General features: G+C 63.6%; 16 protein-coding genes. 11 read left to right on the top strand and 5 right to left on the bottom strand.

Features of this window, described 5'->3' with window-relative positions:
* Positions 1-69 precede the first annotated feature (69 nt).
* The gene (locus AC15MQ_RS21500; RefSeq protein ID WP_483081285.1) at positions 70-1011 is read right to left on the bottom strand and encodes a ThiF family adenylyltransferase; all 942 of its coding nucleotides are present in this window, start codon (positions 1009-1011) and stop codon (positions 70-72) included.
* 587 nt (positions 1012-1598) lie between these two features.
* Here AC15MQ_RS21500 and AC15MQ_RS21495 point away from each other — a divergent pair.
* Positions 1599-2642 (top strand): hypothetical protein, encoded by a 1044-nt coding sequence (locus AC15MQ_RS21495; protein WP_483081284.1) that lies wholly within the window; start codon positions 1599-1601, stop codon positions 2640-2642.
* Positions 2643-2778: 136 nt separating this feature from the next.
* Here AC15MQ_RS21495 and AC15MQ_RS21490 read toward each other — a convergent pair whose 3' ends face one another.
* The gene (locus tag AC15MQ_RS21490; protein WP_483081283.1) at positions 2779-3714 is read right to left on the bottom strand and encodes a PEP-CTERM sorting domain-containing protein; all 936 of its coding nucleotides are present in this window, start codon (positions 3712-3714) and stop codon (positions 2779-2781) included.
* 431 nt (positions 3715-4145) lie between these two features.
* On the opposite strand from AC15MQ_RS21490, the gene AC15MQ_RS21485 reads away from it, so the two are divergent.
* The 3 genes from AC15MQ_RS21485 to AC15MQ_RS21475 all read left to right on the top strand — a co-directional run bounded on the left by AC15MQ_RS21485 (position 4146) and on the right by AC15MQ_RS21475 (position 7939).
* On the top strand, positions 4146-5351 hold the full coding sequence (locus AC15MQ_RS21485; protein WP_483081353.1) for an ABC transporter permease: 1206 nt from the start codon (positions 4146-4148) through the stop codon (positions 5349-5351).
* A 31-nt stretch (positions 5352-5382) separates the two neighbouring features.
* Positions 5383-6594 (top strand): ABC transporter permease, encoded by a 1212-nt coding sequence (locus AC15MQ_RS21480; protein ID WP_287655144.1) that lies wholly within the window; start codon positions 5383-5385, stop codon positions 6592-6594.
* 307 nt (positions 6595-6901) lie between these two features.
* Entirely contained in the window at positions 6902-7939 is a 1038-nt protein-coding gene (locus tag AC15MQ_RS21475; RefSeq protein WP_483081282.1) for an SGNH/GDSL hydrolase family protein, read from the top strand.
* Between the two features lie 19 nt (positions 7940-7958).
* Here AC15MQ_RS21475 and mnmA read toward each other — a convergent pair whose 3' ends face one another.
* Genes mnmA through AC15MQ_RS21460 form a run of 3 tightly spaced genes read right to left on the bottom strand, consistent with a single transcriptional unit; the run spans position 7959 to position 10276 of the window.
* On the bottom strand, positions 7959-9056 hold the full coding sequence (mnmA, locus tag AC15MQ_RS21470) for a tRNA 2-thiouridine(34) synthase MnmA (protein ID WP_483081352.1): 1098 nt from the start codon (positions 9054-9056) through the stop codon (positions 7959-7961).
* A 13-nt stretch (positions 9057-9069) separates the two neighbouring features.
* The gene (locus AC15MQ_RS21465; protein ID WP_483081281.1) at positions 9070-9816 is read right to left on the bottom strand and encodes a hypothetical protein; all 747 of its coding nucleotides are present in this window, start codon (positions 9814-9816) and stop codon (positions 9070-9072) included.
* 7 nt (positions 9817-9823) lie between these two features.
* Positions 9824-10276 carry an NUDIX hydrolase gene (locus AC15MQ_RS21460; RefSeq protein ID WP_287655148.1) on the bottom strand — a complete coding sequence of 151 codons (453 nt, stop codon included), beginning with the start codon at positions 10274-10276 and terminating at the stop codon, positions 9824-9826.
* A 106-nt stretch (positions 10277-10382) separates the two neighbouring features.
* Here AC15MQ_RS21460 and AC15MQ_RS21455 point away from each other — a divergent pair, with 106 nt between their 5' ends.
* From AC15MQ_RS21455 to AC15MQ_RS21425, 7 genes are read left to right on the top strand one after another with little or no spacing between them, the layout of a single operon-like run.
* Entirely contained in the window at positions 10383-11303 is a 921-nt protein-coding gene (locus tag AC15MQ_RS21455; protein ID WP_483081280.1) for a branched-chain amino acid transaminase, read from the top strand.
* A 26-nt stretch (positions 11304-11329) separates the two neighbouring features.
* A complete protein-coding gene (locus tag AC15MQ_RS21450; RefSeq protein WP_287655151.1) occupies positions 11330-11527 on the top strand; it encodes a zinc-finger domain-containing protein in 198 nt (65 codons plus the stop codon).
* 38 nt (positions 11528-11565) lie between these two features.
* Positions 11566-12591, top strand: coding sequence for a lipopolysaccharide heptosyltransferase II (gene waaF / locus AC15MQ_RS21445; protein ID WP_483081279.1), 1026 nt, complete (start codon positions 11566-11568; stop codon positions 12589-12591).
* Complete coding sequence (locus AC15MQ_RS21440; protein WP_287655701.1) at positions 12588-13037, top strand: YybH family protein; 450 nt, start codon at positions 12588-12590, stop codon at positions 13035-13037. The genes waaF and AC15MQ_RS21440 overlap by 4 nt, the downstream gene beginning before the upstream one ends.
* Positions 13034-14005: a hydrolase gene (locus AC15MQ_RS21435; protein WP_287668545.1), complete on the top strand. Its 972-nt coding sequence runs from the start codon at positions 13034-13036 to the stop codon at positions 14003-14005. The genes AC15MQ_RS21440 and AC15MQ_RS21435 overlap by 4 nt, the downstream gene beginning before the upstream one ends.
* A gap of 1 nt (position 14006) precedes the next feature.
* A complete protein-coding gene (locus AC15MQ_RS21430; RefSeq protein WP_483081278.1) occupies positions 14007-15386 on the top strand; it encodes a phosphomannomutase/phosphoglucomutase in 1380 nt (459 codons plus the stop codon).
* A gap of 36 nt (positions 15387-15422) precedes the next feature.
* Entirely contained in the window at positions 15423-16679 is a 1257-nt protein-coding gene (locus tag AC15MQ_RS21425) for an EAL and HDOD domain-containing protein (protein ID WP_332336914.1), read from the top strand.
* Positions 16680-16695 lie beyond the last annotated feature (16 nt).

Here is a 16695-nt window from a genome sequence, read left to right as displayed (position 1 = left end):
CAGAGTCGTGTGAATTTGCCATTTGAAATGTGCCCCTATATCGAGGTTGAAGAATGCGTTGGCACGCCCTTATGCTTTGGACTTGAGGCGCTGCCTGATGTAGTTGACCAACCAGCGACGCTTGATCCTCTGCAGAGGGTTGCGATTCCCTCCGAACAGGCGTTTGCGGACAAAACGACCGAGATACGCATCAAATTGATGGTATACCGGTGCCGTGTAAATTCGGCCGCGCGCCAGGAGGATTTTCAGAACCTCGGCGGCAATGACCCCTGACGCCAGATGGCAGGCCAGGCCTGCCGAGGGTCCGGTGTGCCCCTCGAAGTTCAGGTACGACAGATCCATGTAGCCGCGCTGCAAAGACGAGGGAGCCATTCCTGTGACGTAAGCGACAAAGGTTTCAACCCCGTCCATCTGGTCGGCAAGATCGAAGTAGCGATCGAAACTCATGCCCTGGGGCCCGAATATCACCCATACCGTACTGAAGCCGACAGGCCCCGCGCCTAGCGCATGGATGCCGCGTTCGCGGGCCTTGCGGAACAACAGGCGACGCAGATCAATCTCGAAGGCGTCTATCCCATCCACCAGTACGTCAGCGCCTTCGAGAAAGGCGTCCGCGTTCAACGGCCCGATGGGCTCGCGAAAAACGCGGACATCCGCCTCGGGATTGATGTCTCGCACGATCTGGCACATGACGTCGGCCTTGTAGCGGCCTTCCGCCGAACGTGTTGCGCCATATTGCCGGTTGGTATTGCGCATTTCAAAGATGTCGGGATCGGCAATGCTGAATTTGCCGATCCCGAGTCGGGCCAAGGCGACCAGATCGACGCCGCCGACCCCTCCCAAACCGACAACCGCCACACGACTCGCTCGCAGGCGCTCCTGCTCGGCAGCACTGACCAGTCCGAGGTTGCGTGAGAAGGCTTCGCCATAGGACCACGACGGCGCTCCTCGACCTGGCAGCGGCTGGTCGGAAAGCGGCGTTACTCCCTGTGGTCCAATCAAGTTTTCCATGCAACCAACCCTAGCGGACAGTCAAGCCGTTACTGGGCAGGAAGAAGCCGGACTGCTTCCTGCAGATTCAGGCCCTGTTGTTTCATTTCGGCGATTGGATTCTACCGCCTTTCAGCGCTATCCGTACCACCCGGCGTCGGCCGACCGGCAAATGCTGCTGGTCAGGCGCATACCAGTGTACGCGGCCATACGCGCACTGGCGAAGTTTGCGATGACCGGGCCGCTGCATCCCACTTCTGCCGTTCGACGGCTGCAACCATAGCACAAGTAATGAGATCTTCAACGCGAAGCGCATTACGGTGCTACCCCGGCAAGCCTGGGAAAGGCGTCGCCTCGCAGCCAGCCACCTCCTGTCTGCACTCCCTTCGACTTGTACTGGATGGGGCTATTTGTTAATGTCGCTCGTACGCTACGAAGAATCGACTTGGCGCCGGGTCAGGCAAGCTCGCCGACGTGGCAGATGTTCTTGGAGTCGCGGCTGGCCGAGTCGACGATCATCCATCAATTCCTCGTCCATCGCCCTGGCGACAGGGATCAGGGACATGTGCGCCGGCGCAGCGGGAATACCACCCAAGAAGGGAAATCTCATGTCCACCGGGATTGCTGCCAATCTGCGAAGCATCGCTGAGGCCGCAGTAATGGCGCCTTCGGCCGATAACCAGCACTGTTTCGAGTTGCGGGCGAGAGACGACCGCATCCTGCTCTCCGGCAGCGAAGCGTATGTCGGCGCGCCATTCCACAAGAAGCTGCTGAGCCTGATCTCGTTCGGCGCGGTGGTCGAAAACATGACCATTCGTGCTACGCGACTGGGATACCAAACGAGCGTTCTCTGGCTACCCGACCCCTTGCGGCAGCCACTGATCGCCGAGTTGCGGCTGGCGCGCGGCGTACCGACCGAGGCCCCCCTCGACGCTGCCATCGCAAGACGGCACACCAATCGCCGAATCCGGTTTGGCGGACCGCCACTCAGCGAAAGCGAGCGCAGTCAGTTCCAGCATCTGTTGCTCCCCATCGACGGCGTGACGCTGGATTTCTTCGATCACGGCAGGCAACGCAGCGAGTTACTGCACCTCATACGCATCGCCGAAGCCGAGCGGTTCAATAGCCAAGCCCTGCACGCGGACCTGTTTTCGGCCGTGCGCTTTGACGTCGGCTGGCACGCGTCGGCGGACGTCGGTCTGCCACCAGCCGCGTTGGCCGTGGAACCGGGGGCCCGCTGGGCGTTTACCCAGCTCAGACGCTGGCCGGTCATGAATGGCTTGCGTCGATTCGGGGTGCAGCACGCATTGGGATTCCGAGCGGGCTACCTGCCATGCCGTCTCGCCCCCCAGCTCTGCGTGCTGAGCACCAGCCTGCCACTCGACCAAGGCGCACCCGCGGTCGGCAGGGCCCTCGAACGCTTCTGGCTCGAGGCGGAGACGCGCGGCCTGGCGCTGCAGCCTTTTGCCGGTTCCGCCCTGCTGGCGCTGAAGGAGTATCCGGATGTGCCGCCGGCAACCAGCGAGGCGCTGCGTCGCGGCTGGAAGCATCTTGTCGACGCGCAGCCGCTGATGGTCTTTCGCCTGGGGAAAGCCAGGCGGCCTCTGATCCGGACCAGCCGGCAGGCACCTGAACACTATCTTCGCGACTGACGGTCGCCGCAACACGGCACTATCGGACTCGGTACACTCGACGGACCGTCGCCTGTGGAGCGTGGTGATGGCACACAAAAAAACCCCGCCGGAGTGGCGGGGTTTTTGATCCGTAAGGCTGAAACTATTCGCTGCTTCAGACCGCCTTCTTGGCTTGGCGGCGACGCAGACCCTGCAGGCCGAAGAGGCCCGCGCCCAGGAGCGCCAGGGAGCCCGGCTCGGGAGCGACATACTTCTGCGCATCCAGGTCGCTGTGAGCGATGGCGCCGTTCGACAGGCCTTGACCACCCAGCACCGTACCGCTGACCGAAACCTGCACGCAACCGTCAGCAATGTAGCCGGGGTTGCCGCAAGGCAGGCCAGTCGCGATGTTGATGAACTCGACGGGCTCCGAAACGTTGTAGAAGTTGCTCAGTTGCGCGTTGAAAGCGGCAATCAGCACCGCATTGTTGGTGCCATGGACGGTACCGATGTCACCGCCACCAGCGAGAATCAGCGTGGCAGCCCAGACTTCATCGGGGTCGCCTGCATAACCGTCCAACTGGAACAGTTCGCCACGGGTCGCCTGGTCGGTACAGTCGGCGAGGCTCGTGCAGTTGGTGGCCGGGTTGGTCGAGCGGTTCAGGTCGAGGTTCTTGTCGCCACCAGCGCCCGAAGTGCCATTGATGTACATGGCGATTGCTGCGCCCGGGTTCCAGGCCTCTCCGAGCAGGGCACCGAGACCACCGCCGCTGTAAGCGCCGTAGATGTACTGAGCACCCGGTCCGGCACCGATGATGGCCTTCAGTTGAACCGCGGCGACACCGGTCAGTTCCTTGCCGGCAGGCAGAGCGTTGCCGCCGTTGATCCGGAATTGGCCCATCTCGAACACGCTGTAGAAGATGTCGCCCACCGCCAGTGCGCCCGAGGTCACGAGGTCGAGAGAACCTGAGGTGTTCGCACGCAGGATGAACTCGATGTTGTCGTCCTCGAAGGACCACAGGGTTGAGGCCTGGGCGGATGCTGCCGCCAGCGCCATGCCGCAACCCAGACCGATGGCTGAGAGCGAAGAAACAAGCGTCTTGAGTTTCATGATGATTCTCCAAAAATTGGGGGGGTGTTGGTCAGGGTCTCTGGTAAGTTCCCACAGACACTTACTAGTCTGCTTGGCTACTTTATAGCAGTTACCGTGCCAGCCCCATGCACATGCATACACCACATTGATTTATAGCTACAAAATTTTAATTCCGACAAACGGACTCGGGCACTCCAAGAGTCGGATGTAAAAATTTCCGACACATCAAGCCGGAAAGACAGGCGTCAACGCAGCACAAGGTGCGCGATTTCGCGGGTTGGTGGCGCAGGAACGGGGCTGCCTGCGCCGCCAACCCGGCTTGTTTGCTGCCAGAGTGCAAATTCGCCTTGCCGAAAACCCTTGCGGGAGCGCGCTCGGTGGGTGAATCGGGTAAACTTCGACGACTTCTTTGATGGTAACCAGGAGTGCATCCTTTTCTTACCGACCTCATGTTAGCGTTGCGCAACGTCTTGCGCCAGAAGAGGCGCTCGGCGGTGGCAATCTCGGCGGTCGGCTTCGGCGTCGTCGCGCTGATCCTCGCCGCCGGATTCATCGAATGGATCTATCAGGCGATGCGCGAGGACACCATCCATTCACATCTTGGCCACGCGCAGATTGTCCGTCCGGGCTATCTCGATTCGGGGATGGCCGATCCTTTCGCCTATCTCCTGCCCGCGGCACCTGACGAACTGAAAACCATCGAAAGCCTGCCGCATGTCCGGACCGTCGCCCCGCGGCTGGCCTTCAGCGGCTTGATCAGCCATGGCGAAGCGACGATCTCGTTCGTCGCCGACGGCGTCGATCCCGAGAAGGAGGAACTGCTCAGCCGAACGCTGCTGATCTCGAAAGGCGAAGGACTGTCGTCCAGGGATCCGCAGGGCATCATCATCGGCGACGGACTGGCGGCCAATCTCGGGGTGACAGTGGGCGACCGGGTCGTCCTGCTGGCCAACACCGCCTCGGGCGGCATCAACGCCGTCGAGGCGCACGTACGTGGCCTGTTCTCGACAGTCACCAAGGCCTACGACGATTCGGCGTTGCGCCTGCCCTTGCCGGTAGCGCGGCAACTGCTGCGGGTTACCGGTGCGCATCGCTGGCTGGTGCTGCTCGACGACACCGCCCGCACGGAGTCGCTGGTCGCTGAGCTGCGGCAGCGTTTGACCGGCACGAAGCTCGAAGTGGTGGCCTGGCATCAGTTGGCGGATTTCTACAACAAGACCGTCGCGCTGTTCTCGAAACAGGTCGGGGTCATGAAGCTGATCATCGCCATCATCATCGTGCTCAGCATCTCGAATACCCTGATGATGAGCGTCATGGAGCGCACCGGCGAAATCGGCACGTCGATGGCGCTCGGTTACAGCCGGCAGGCGATTCTCCGACTATTCGTCAGCGAAGCCGCCCTGCTCGGACTTTTTGGCGGCTTGCTCGGGATCCTGGTCGGTGTGGGCCTGGCGCACCTGATTTCGACCATCGGCATTCCGATGCCCCCCCCACCCGGTATGGCGCGCGGTTTCACCGGCGAAATCCATGTCACTTGGCGGCTGACCCTGGACGCCCTGGGCCTGGCCTTCGGCACCACCCTGCTGGCGAGCGTCTACCCGGCCTGGAAAGCGTCACGGATGGAGATCGTCGATGCCCTGCGCCACAGCCGCTGATCCACCGCGCATCAACCGGCGAGACTGACCGATGCTGAAACTTGCCCTGCGCAACATTCTCCGACACAAACTCAGGACAGCGATGACTCTGGCGGCGATCGTCTTTGGCGTGGTCGGGCTGATTCTCAGCGGCGGCTTCGTCGAAGACATCTTCCTGCAACTCGCCGAGACGACCATCCATTCACAATCGGGACACCTGCAGATCTACAAGACCGGTTTTTTCGCCCAGGGATCGCGGGCACCGGAAAAGTACCTGATCGACGAACCTGACAGCATCAGGAGCGCTCTGGATCGTTTCCCGGAAATCGACGACACCATGGCGCGGGTCAATTTCTCGGGCCTGCTCAATAACGGGCGCACGGACCTGTCGATCGTCGGGGAAGGCGTCGAGGCCGACAAGGAAGCCAGGCTGGGCAGTCATCTCAAGATCTCCGCAGGACGCCAGCTCGGCAAGGCGGATGCTTATGGAATCCTCGTCGGCCACGGCGTGGCGGCCAGCCTGAAGCTGATACCCGGCGAGCGTGTGACGCTGCTGCTGAATACTGCCGAGGGTGCCATGAACAGCCTGGAGTTCGAGGTGGTCGGCGTCTTCCAGACCTTCTCGAAGGAATTCGACGCCCGCGCGGTGCGGATTCCGCTGGCTGCGGCACAGGAACTGCTCAATACCCAGGGCATCAACCGCATCGTGCTCTCATTGAAGAAGACCGAGGATACCGAACGCGTCACCCGCAGCCTCGCCGCGCAACTCGATGGGGCGCTCTATGAGTTGAAGACCTGGCGGCAACTCAATGACTTCTACCAGAAGACCGTCGACCTATACGCCCGGCAGTTCGGCGTATTGCGGCTGATCGTCCTGATCATGGTCTTTCTCGGCGTGGCCAACACCATCAACATGAGCGTCTTCGAGCGCACCGGCGAATTCGGCACGATGATGGCCCTGGGGAACACCAGAATGACCATCTTTCAACTGGTGCTGCTCGAAAACGTCCTGCTCGGCCTCATTGGGGCGAGCGTCGGTGCACTGCTGGGGGTCGCCCTGGCAGTTCTGATTTCGACGGTCGGGATCGTCATGCCGCCGCCGCCGAACGCCAATATCGGCTATACGGCGCTGATTCGCATCGTGCCCTCGGTGGTGGTGATGGCCTTCCTGGTCGGTCTGATCGCGACCATCCTGGCAGCGATCTTTCCCGCCAGCCGGGTAGCCCGAACGCCGATCGACGAAGCACTGCGTCAGAATGTGTGAAGGCGGCGGGACGTAGGGATCCGGCCACTTGCGCGCCAAAGCAACTGTCGATAAATTTTACACCTCGCTGCAGAACAGTCTCCTTCGGCGCCTGATCTGAACTCCGTATTTTTCTGCATCAATATGATTTTCAACGATTTTCTACCATACACAAGGGATCTCGGCGTATTTCTTGCCTTGTTTGGTTAGTCAATCCAATCGGCAAACTCTCGCCCTGCTCGGGCACCGGTGGTTTGCGCGTGCGGCCAGACCTCTGCACCCCGCGATCTGGTCGTGTGTCGTCCCTTTCGATCTGGAGAACCAACCGATGCGTCGAATGCTCGCTGCTGCAGCGTCACTGTTTTTGTCGGTTCCTGTCCTGGCGCTTCCGACGGGCATCTATTTCTTTGGCGACAGCCTGACCGATGTGGGCAACGCCAGCGCCGTTTATGCGACGCTGCCGCACGCACCAGGAGACCCCGCGACGATCCCGGGCCCACCCTACGACCCGCCAGGCGGCGGCAAGCGCGGCAGCAACGGCAAACTCTACGCCGATGTCCTGGCCGAAGGCCTCGGCTTTACGGCAACGCCTTCGGAGGGCGGTGGAAACGACTTCGCCTTCGGCGGCGCACGCACCCGCTACCAGATTTTCGGCTCGCCCTATCAGGGCATCCTGGAGCAGGTGGCGACCTTCAAGGCGCTCCCCGGAGCGGCGGACAGCAGCGCGCTGTATGTACTCTGGGGCGGCTCGAACAACCTCCAGGACATCATCACCCGCAAGGCTGTGGATGTGAACGGCAATCCGATTCCCAACGTCGCGCAGACCATCGGCGACATTGCCGGCGCCATCAGCGCCCTCCATGCCGAGGGCGCACGCAAGATTCTTGTACCGAACGTGGTCGACCTGGCCCTGGTGCCGCGGATCGCCGGCCCACTCCAGGAACTGGCGCTGACCAACCCCACCCTGGCGGCCTTCCTGCGCAACCAGTACCTTACCCTGAGCCTGGGTTACAATGCCGGCTTGGCCACGACGCTGGAGGCCCTGGAGCACAGCCTGGCGGGCCTGGACATCATCGAGTTCGACGCTTTTTCGAATCTCAACGAGATCATCGCCCACGCCAGCCGCTATGGCTTTACCAACACCAGCGCACGCTGCTATACCGGCGACGATCAGAACTTCAGCGGCGGCGGTAGCGTTTGTGCGCACCCGGAAGACTATCTGTGGTGGGACGGCATCCACCCCACGGCGGCGCTGCACCACATCCTTGGCCAGCGCATGCTGGCCAGCCTGCCCGAACCCGGAACCTTGCTACTGATGAGCCTGGCCCTCGCCGCAAGCTTGCGGCGGCGGCGCGCGCACCACTAGCCGGGCCGGGCCGGCCTCACTAGATCACGCCACCACCGAGGCAGACCCGGCTTTCGTAGACCACCACCGACTGACCCGGCGTGATCGCCCATTGCGGCTCGGCAAACCTGATCATGCACTTGCCGGCATCGACATGTTCGATCTCGCACGCGGCGTCAGGCTGCCGGTAGCGGGTCTTGGCGGTGTACACCCAGTGCGTGTGCGGCGGCGCGCCGGCAACCCAGGACAGATCGCCGGCGCGCAACTCGTCGGCCAACAGGGCAGGATGCGCGTGTCCCTGCACGACGTAGAGGGTGTTGCTGGCGATGTCCTTGCTGACCACGAACCACGCGTCGTGGTCACCGCTTTCGCCGGCCTTGCCACCCTTCACTCCGCCGATATGCAGGCCCTTGCGCTGGCCGATGGTGTGATAGGCCACACCATCGTGCTCGCCGAGCAGTCGGTCGTCGTCCAGACCGCGAATCTCGCCCTTCTTTCTGGGCAGATAACGCATCAGGAACTCCTTGAACGGTCGCTCACCGATGAAGCAGATGCCGGTCGAATCCTTCTTCAGCGCGACATGCAGAGCAGCCGTTTCGGCGATCCTGCGGACCTCGCGCTTGTACAGCCCTGCCAGTGGAAACAGGCTCATCGCCAGTTGCTGCTGGTTGAGACGATGCAGGAAATAGCTCTGGTCCTTGGTACCGTCCTCGGCCTTGAGCAACTGGAATTTCCCCTGGAACTCGCGCACGCCGGCGTAGTGGCCGGTCGCAATCCGGTCGGCACCGATCTCCAGGGCATGCTCGAGAAAGGCGCTGAACTTGATCTCCGAGTTGCACAGCACATCCGGGTTCGGCGTGCGGCCCGCCTGGTATTCGGCAAGAAAGTGCGCGAAAACGCGCTCCCGGTACTGGCTGGCGAAATTCACCACTTCGACGTCGATGCCGATGCTGTCGGCAATGCTCATGACGTCGATCAGGTCCTGGCGCGACGAGCAATAGGCATCGGTATCGTCATCCTCCCAGTTCTTCATGAACAGGCCGAGCACCCGCCATCCCTGCTGCTTGAGCAGCAACGCCGCCACCGCCGAATCAACGCCGCCGGACAAGCCGACGACCACCGTTTTTCCCTGGTCCATCATCGCACCCCTGCTAGTGTTCGTTTGGCAAGCCGTCGCCGGGAACACCGGCAACCATTACGGCACCCGCACTCTCTTCTACACCACCGCCATCGAGCCATTCCGGCAGGGCCATCACCACGGCCGGCTGCCCGTTGTCGCGAAACCAGCTATCGACCACGTAGCGCTCGGCCGGCTCCGGCGTATCCGGTACATCGTTCGCCGCCGCCACAGCCTCCAGCACCTCGACCTGCGCCGAATAGTGGACCTCGAACAGATATCGAACACGCTGCACCGGCTCCAGGACACGGTGAAACTGCAGCCAGCCACGCGCTTCGAGCATACGCAGCAGGCGCGTGCCGGTGGTCGAGTGGTCGATGCAGTCCATCCGTCCATAGACACCGGCGTCGGCGTAGTTGCCGCCACGATCAGCCGAGATCGGCGTCTGCTGACCGGCCCAGCCGAGCAACCGGCCGACCGCCAGCGACAGCTTTTCGCGCTCCTCGGCGGCATTCCGGGCGACACCCAGCAAGGCCCGCACCTGCGTCAACTGCTGGTCGCCGAAGTACACCTCCGCCTCGGCCACGCAGCCGTAGTTGTAGCACACCCGCAGCACCTCGGCCGTCGCGGCAGGCGCCACCCCCAGCAGCACCCACAGCAACAACAACCAGAACGCCGCCGCGCCAGCAGCCTTGGCAAATCGCGAATCCGCGCTTTCCGGCAGGCGGTCGGAGCCGGTGGGGAACGAAGCGAGCATGCCGCGGTCCGGGTTCGGGGTCACCAGCGGCTCATTCCGCCGGGAATTGGGTCAGCAGTTCGAGCGGGAAACGCCGACCGGCCAGCCAGTCCTCGATGCAGCGCAGAACCAGCGGACTGCGGTGCTGCCCCTGCAGCCTCATGATCTCGTCGAGCGTCAGCCAGTGCGCCGCCAGGATGCCGTCGTCGAGCTGCCGCAGCGGATCGTGCGCACTGATTTCGCCCCCGAAGGCGAAGCGCAGGTAGCTCACATCGCGAGCCTCGTTGCGATAGTTATACACCCCGATCAGGTATTGCGGATTCAGGGTGTAGGCCGTCTCTTCGAGCGTTTCCCGGATCACCGCGGCAAGCAGCGACTCGCGGCACTCCAGGTGACCGGCCGGCTGGTTGAAGCAGATACCGTACTCGGTTTCCTCTTCGACGAGCAGAAAACGACCGTCGCGTTCAAGCACCGAAGCGACCGTGACATTGGGTTTCCAGACCATTCGAGAAGCCTTGCGGAGGGCCAAAAGTGCCATTTTACCGCCAACCGGGAGGCGAAATCGGCTAGAATTTCCGCTTCATGATTTCCGGCAAAAGGGAGACAAGACGATGTCCATGGCGGATCGCGACGGCTTCATCTGGTACGACGGCAAGCTGGTCCCCTGGCGCCAGGCGACAACGCACGTGCTGACGCACACCCTGCACTATGGCATGGGCGTCTTCGAAGGGATCCGCGCCTACAGGGCCGAAAACGGCACCGCCATATTCCGTCTCGAAGAGCATACCGACCGCCTGTTCAACTCGGCGTACATCTTCCAGATGAAGATGCCCTATGACAAGGAAACGCTGCTCGAGGCACAGAAGGAAGTGGTGCGCGCCAACCACCTGGAATCGTGCTACATCCGGCCGATCGTGTTCTATGGCTCCGAGGCAATGGGCATCGCCGCCACCTCGATCAGCACGCATGTGGCGATTGCCGCCTGGCCCTGGGGCGCCTACCTCGGTGCCGAGGGGATGGAAAAGGGCATCCGCGTCAAGACCTCGTCGTTCACCCGCCATCATGTGAATATCAACATGTGCCGATCGAAGTCGGTCGGCACGTATACCAACTCGATTCTCGCCCACCAGGAAGTGGCGCACGATGGCTACGACGAGGCGCTGCTGCTGGACGTCGACGGCTACGTTGCCGAGGGTGCCGGCGAGAATGTTTTCATCGTCAAGAAGGGCAAGCTATACACGCCGGATCTGACGTCCTGTCTGGAAGGCATCACCCGCGCCTCGGTTCTGCAACTCGCCGACGAACTGGGCATCCCGGTGATCGAAAAACGGATCACGCGTGACGAGGTGTATTGCGCCGACGAAGCCTTCTTTACCGGCACCGCTGCCGAAGTGACTCCGATTCGCGAACTCGACAATCGCCAGATCGGTGCCGGCCACCGCGGCCCGATCACCACCAGAATCCAGAGCCTGTTCTTCGACTGCGTAAACGGCCGTGTGCCGGCGCATGCGGACTGGCTCGCCTACGTCTAACTGTGTCCGTTTGCAAGGTTGCCACCATGCCTCAGAACACCCAGCAGAAGCCCATCGAGGTCAGCGCTCACGACCTGCCACTGCACTGCCCGACCAAGGATTCACCGCTGTGGGCCAGGCATCCGCGAGTCTTTCTCGATGTCCTGCACACGGGTGAAGCCGTTTGCCCGTACTGCAGCGCGCACTACGTGCTCACCGGCGAACGTCCGAAAGGACACCACTGAGCGCTACCCGGCCCGCGTAGCCGGCTGAACCGCCAATCATGAAAGCACTCCTCGTCGCACCTTCCTGGATCGGCGACGCGGTGTTGGCGCAAGCGCTGTGCATGCGGCTGCACGAACGCAACCCCGGTCTGCAGCTCGACGCGCTGGCCCCGCGCTGGGTGGCACCGGTACTTGAGCGTATGCCGGAGATCGCCCGAGTCTTCGACAGCCCCTTTGCACACGGTGATCTGTCGCTGAAAGCACGTCACCGCCTGGCTCGCGAACTGGCACGGGAAGGCTACCAGCGCGCCTACATCCTGCCCAATTCGATCAAGTCGGCGCTGATTCCGTTCTTCGCCGACATCCCCGAGCGCATCGGCTTCGTCGGCGAAACCCGCTATGGACTGATCAACCGCCGGCACACGCTGAACAAGGCGTTGCTGCCGCAAATGGCCGAGCGTTTCGCACAACTTGCCGAGACGCCGGGCACCGCGCTGCCCAGACCCCTGCCACGGCCACGCCTGCGCTCGACCAGCGCGCAACGCGCGGCCACGCTGGCAGCGCTGGGCATCGAGATCCCCGAGCGCCTGGCGGTGTTCTGTCCGGGCGCCGAATACGGGCCGGCCAAGCGCTGGCCGGAACGGCATTTCGCGGCCCTGGCCAATGCCCTGGCCGACCACGGATACGCCGTCTGGCTACTGGGCTCGGCCAAGGACCGGGCCATCGGCGAGGACATCGTCAGCCGCACCGACGCCGCCAGGCTGCCGCTCAACCTCTGCGGCGCCACCTCACTGAGCCAGGCGATCGACCTGTTGGCCGCCGCATCCTTCGTCGTCTGCAACGATTCAGGCCTGATGCACGTCGCCGCCGCCCTCGACCGGCCGCTGATTGCGCTCTATGGCTCGTCGTCACCCGGCTTCACGCCGCCGCTGTCGCCACAGGCCCGGATCCTCAGTCTGCATCTCGAATGCAGCCCGTGCTTCAAGCGCGAATGCCCGCTGGGTCATCTCGACTGCCTCAACAGACTCGAACCGCAACGCGTTCTCGACGCCTGCCTGCGCTTTCCCGGTCAGGTTTCCGGATGATTGCCGTTTTTGCCACCCCGGAGGATGTCGAGACGGCCTTCTACGAAGCGATCGCGCGGGCCGACCTGGCCGCCCTGATGAGCGTCTGGGCCGACGACGAAGAGATCGTCTGCATCCACCCGACCGGCCAGCGCCTGACCGGCACCGACGCCATCCGCGATAGCTGGCGCGGCATCTTCGCCAACAATCCCCGCCTGATGGTTCGCCTGTCGCGCGGGGTACGCTGGAGCGGCATGCTGCTGGCCGTGCACAACGTCGTCGAAACGCTGTACATCGGCGACGAGCGCCGGCCGCACGGCCCGATGCTGGCGACCAACGTCTTCCAGCGCGGCGCCAGTGGCTGGCGCCTGCTCTCGCATCACTCGTCGACGGCCGCCGATCGGGACGCGGCCGACACCGGAGTGGCCGGCGAACGCAACGCGAATACGCCGCGGACGCTGCATTGACCACCTACCGCGCACCTGGCTGGCTGCCCGGCGGGCACGCGCAGACCATCTACCCGCTGCTGATCAGGCCCGACCCCCTGCCCTACCACCGCGACCGCTGGGAAACGCCGGATGGCGACTTCATCGACCTGGACTGGAATGTCGTACCACCGGCGTCGAACGGCGCCGACACACGGCCGCTGCTGGTTCTTTTTCATGGTCTGGAAGGCAGTTCGGTCAGCCACTACGCGATTACTCTGATGCGCGCCGCCACAGCCATCGGCTGGTCTGGCGTGGTGGTGAATTTTCGCGGTTGTTCGGGCGAGAGCAATCGCCTGCCGCGCGCCTATCATTCCGGAGACAGCGACGAAATCGACTGGATCCTGCGGCGCCTGCGGGCGCTTTGCCCGACGCGCCCGTGTTACGCCGTCGGCGTCTCGCTGGGCGGCAATGCCCTGCTCAAATGGCTGGGCGAAAGGCAGGCAGGCGCCGGCGACTGCCTCCGCGCCGCGGCGGCGATCAGCGCCCCGCTCGACCTGACCGCCTGTGGTCACCACCTCGCACGCGGTTTCAACCGCATCTACACGCAGTACTTCCTGCGCACACTCAAGCGCAACGCCACCGAGAAGTTGCGCCGCTATCCCGGTCTGTTCGACGAACGGCGCATGTCCGCGGCCAACAGCCTGTACGAGTTCGACGACGTCGTCACCGCTCCGCTGCACGGCTTTGCTGGCGCCGACGACTACTGGCGCAAAGCGTCGAGCAAGCCCTGGCTGACCGGCATCCGCTTGCCGACGCTGGTGCTCAACGCCCAGAACGACCCCTTCCTGCCGGCCCAGGCGCTGCCTCTGGCTCGCCAGGCCGCGGCCAGCGTACGCCTCGAATTCCCGCGCCAGGGCGGACACGTCGGATTCGTCACCGGCAGTCTGCCGGGGCGACTCGACTGGCTGCCACAGCGCCTTCTTCATTTTTTTCAGCACGAGGTTTGACATGAACGCTCTCCTGCCCACTGAAATCTTCAAGGCCTACGACATTCGCGGCATCGTCGGCAAGACGCTGACCGTCGACATCGTCCGGCGAATCGGCCACGGCCTGGGGTCGCTGGCGGTGGAGCGTGGCCAGCAGGCGATCGCTGTCGGCCGCGACGGACGCCTGTCGGGACCGGAACTGTCGGCGGCCCTGATGGAGGGCATCCGACTGGCCGGCATCGACACCATCGATGTCGGCTGCGTCCCGACACCGACGGTCTACTTTGCGGCACACGAACTGGGTTGTCAGAGCTGCGTTGCCGTCACCGGCAGCCACAATCCACCGGACTACAACGGCCTGAAAATGGTCATCGGCGGCGAGACCCTGGCCGGCGCAGCGATTCAGAGTATCCGGCAGCGGGTTGACGGCGGTGCCTTGCACCACGGTGCCGGGCAAGGCAGCAGCGCCGACGTGCGCTCGGCGTACCTTCGCCGCATCACCGCTGACGTCACGCTGGCGCGGCCGATGAAGATCGTCATCGACTGCGGCAACGGCGTCGCCGGCGGCATCGCCCCGGAACTGTTTCGCTCGCTGGGCTGCGAACTGGTCGAACTGTTCTGCGAAGTCGACGGCACCTTCCCGAATCACCATCCGGACCCGTCGAAACCCGAGAACCTGCAGGACCTCATCCGCGCGCTGCGCACCACCGACGCCGAAATCGGCCTCGCTTTCGACGGCGACGGCGACCGCCTCGGGGTGGTGACCAAAGACGGCGAGATCATCTACCCGGATCGTCAACTGATGCTCTTTGCGGCCGACGTGTTGCGACGTTGCCCGGGCGGGCAGATCATCTACGACGTCAAATGCACGCGCCGACTGGCGCCCTGGATCCGCGAACATGGCGGCGAACCGCTGATGTGGAAGACCGGGCACGCGCTGGTCAAGGCCAAGCTCAAGGAAACCGGCGCGCCGCTGGCCGGTGAAATGAGCGGCCACGTTTTCTTCAAGGAACGCTGGTACGGCTTCGACGACGGCCTCTACGCCGGCGCCCGGCTGCTCGAAATCCTGTCACGCGCCGACAATGCCAACGCCATCCTGAAGGCCCTGCCCGACAGCAGCTCGACGCCCGAGCTGAACATCGGCATGCAGGAAGGCGAACCCTTCGCGCTGATCGACGAATTGCAACGGCACGCCCACTTCGAGGGCGCGCGCGAAATCATCACCATCGACGGCTTGCGTGTCGAGTACGCCGACGGCTTCGGGCTGGCGCGTCCCTCGAATACCACGCCGGTGGTCGTGCTGCGCTTCGAGGCCGACAATGCGGCCGCGCTCGAACGCATTCAGGCCGATTTTCGCCGTGTCTTCGTCACCGCGCGCCCCGGCCTCGCGCTGCCGTTCTGATCCCTTCGACTCCGCGTATCCGGGACCTCCGCGCCGATGACCGAACCCGCACTCCAGAACGCTTTCCTCTTCCGGCAGCCGATCCTGAACCACAGGGAGGAACTCGCCGGTTACCAGTTGTCGTTCGGCAGCGGCGACGAAAGCGCCGCCGCCTGCAGTCGCACGGGCAGCGGCGCCACCGCCGCACTCTGCGCCGCGTATTCCGAACTCGGCATGCAAAGCGCGCTGGGCAACAGCTGCGCGTTCATCGATATCGATAGTGACTTCCTGCAGGAAAGAGCCATCGAGCTGCTGCCGCCGGCCGGCGTCGTCCTCGAACTGATGCTCGACGACGTGCCCGACAAGGCGACGCTGGCGCGTTGCCACTATCTGCGCGATCGGGGCTATACGCTGGCGCTGGCGCGATACCGGGGCATCGACGACCGCAGCCGACCGGTGCTGCCGATGCTCCAGGTCATCAAGATCGACATCGACACGGCGAGTGAAAGCGAACTCCGCGACCTGGCCGGATCACTGCGACACCTGCCGCTCAAACTCCTGGCGCAGGGCGTCGCCAGCCGCGAACAGATGGAGTGCTGCCGTCGCCTGGGCTTCGAGCTTTTCCAGGGGCGCTACTTCGCGCAGGCGGAAGTCGTCAGCGGTCGCCGCCTCTCGGCTTCACAGGCAGCACTGATTCGTCTGATCAACCTGGTCGGACGTGATGTCGATACGATAGTGATCGAGGACGCCTTCAAGCACGAGCCGGCGCTGACGCTCAATCTGTTGCGCGTGGTCAACGCGGTCGGGCACCGCGGTGGCGGCCTCGCGCAACCGGTGACTTCGCTGCGACACGCGATCACCCTGTTCGGGCGGCGCCAGTTGCAGCGCTGGCTGTCGCTGCTTCTGTTGGCACCGCATGGCGGCACGGCCGACCCCGCCCGCTCACCGCTGCTGCAGGTCGCCGCCCTGCGCGGACGGATGATGGAGCTGCTGGTCCCGGTCGGGCACGTCAACGACCACAAACTCGCCGACCTGGCCTTCATCACCGGCATCCTGTCGATGATGCCGGCAGCGCTGGGTCTGCCGATCGAAGAGATCCTCGAACAGATTGCCGTCGAGCCCAAGGTGCGCCACGCGCTATGCCAGCACGAGGGTCTGCTGGGCACCATCCTGGCGCTGCTCGAGCGCTTCGACAGCGACGACGCCGAAGGCTGCGACCGCCTGTTGTCCGTGCTCCCCGGCGCCTTTGACCGTCATACGCTGAACACCTGCCTCAGCGTCGCCCTGCGCTGGCTGAACAGCGCCGGTGAGTAGCTGTCGACAGGGCGCG

Source organism: Candidatus Accumulibacter propinquus (assembly GCF_056856495.1).
This window is presented reverse-complemented; position numbering and strand designations above follow the sequence as displayed.

Bases quoted from the DNA above. Each gene is read 5' to 3' on its own strand.
- AC15MQ_RS21450 (WP_287655151.1), top strand. From the start codon at position 11,330: ATGCCTCAGAACACCCAGCAGAAGCCCATCGAGGTCAGCGCTCACGAC.
- AC15MQ_RS21430 (WP_483081278.1), top strand. From the start codon at position 14,007: ATGAACGCTCTCCTGCCCACTGAAATCTTCAAGGCCTACGACATTCGC.
- AC15MQ_RS21455 (WP_483081280.1), top strand. From the start codon at position 10,383: ATGTCCATGGCGGATCGCGACGGCTTCATCTGGTACGACGGCAAGCTG.
- AC15MQ_RS21440 (WP_287655701.1), top strand. From the start codon at position 12,588: ATGATTGCCGTTTTTGCCACCCCGGAGGATGTCGAGACGGCCTTCTAC.
- AC15MQ_RS21480 (WP_287655144.1), top strand. From the start codon at position 5,383: ATGCTGAAACTTGCCCTGCGCAACATTCTCCGACACAAACTCAGGACA.
- AC15MQ_RS21460 (WP_287655148.1), bottom strand. From the start codon at position 10,276: ATGGTCTGGAAACCCAATGTCACGGTCGCTTCGGTGCTTGAACGCGAC.
- mnmA (WP_483081352.1), bottom strand. From the start codon at position 9,056: ATGGACCAGGGAAAAACGGTGGTCGTCGGCTTGTCCGGCGGCGTTGAT.
- AC15MQ_RS21475 (WP_483081282.1), top strand. From the start codon at position 6,902: ATGCGTCGAATGCTCGCTGCTGCAGCGTCACTGTTTTTGTCGGTTCCT.
- AC15MQ_RS21495 (WP_483081284.1), top strand. From the start codon at position 1,599: ATGTCCACCGGGATTGCTGCCAATCTGCGAAGCATCGCTGAGGCCGCA.
- AC15MQ_RS21485 (WP_483081353.1), top strand. From the start codon at position 4,146: ATGTTAGCGTTGCGCAACGTCTTGCGCCAGAAGAGGCGCTCGGCGGTG.
- AC15MQ_RS21500 (WP_483081285.1), bottom strand. From the start codon at position 1,011: ATGGAAAACTTGATTGGACCACAGGGAGTAACGCCGCTTTCCGACCAG.
- AC15MQ_RS21425 (WP_332336914.1), top strand. From the start codon at position 15,423: ATGACCGAACCCGCACTCCAGAACGCTTTCCTCTTCCGGCAGCCGATC.
- waaF (WP_483081279.1), top strand. From the start codon at position 11,566: ATGAAAGCACTCCTCGTCGCACCTTCCTGGATCGGCGACGCGGTGTTG.
- AC15MQ_RS21490 (WP_483081283.1), bottom strand. From the start codon at position 3,714: ATGAAACTCAAGACGCTTGTTTCTTCGCTCTCAGCCATCGGTCTGGGT.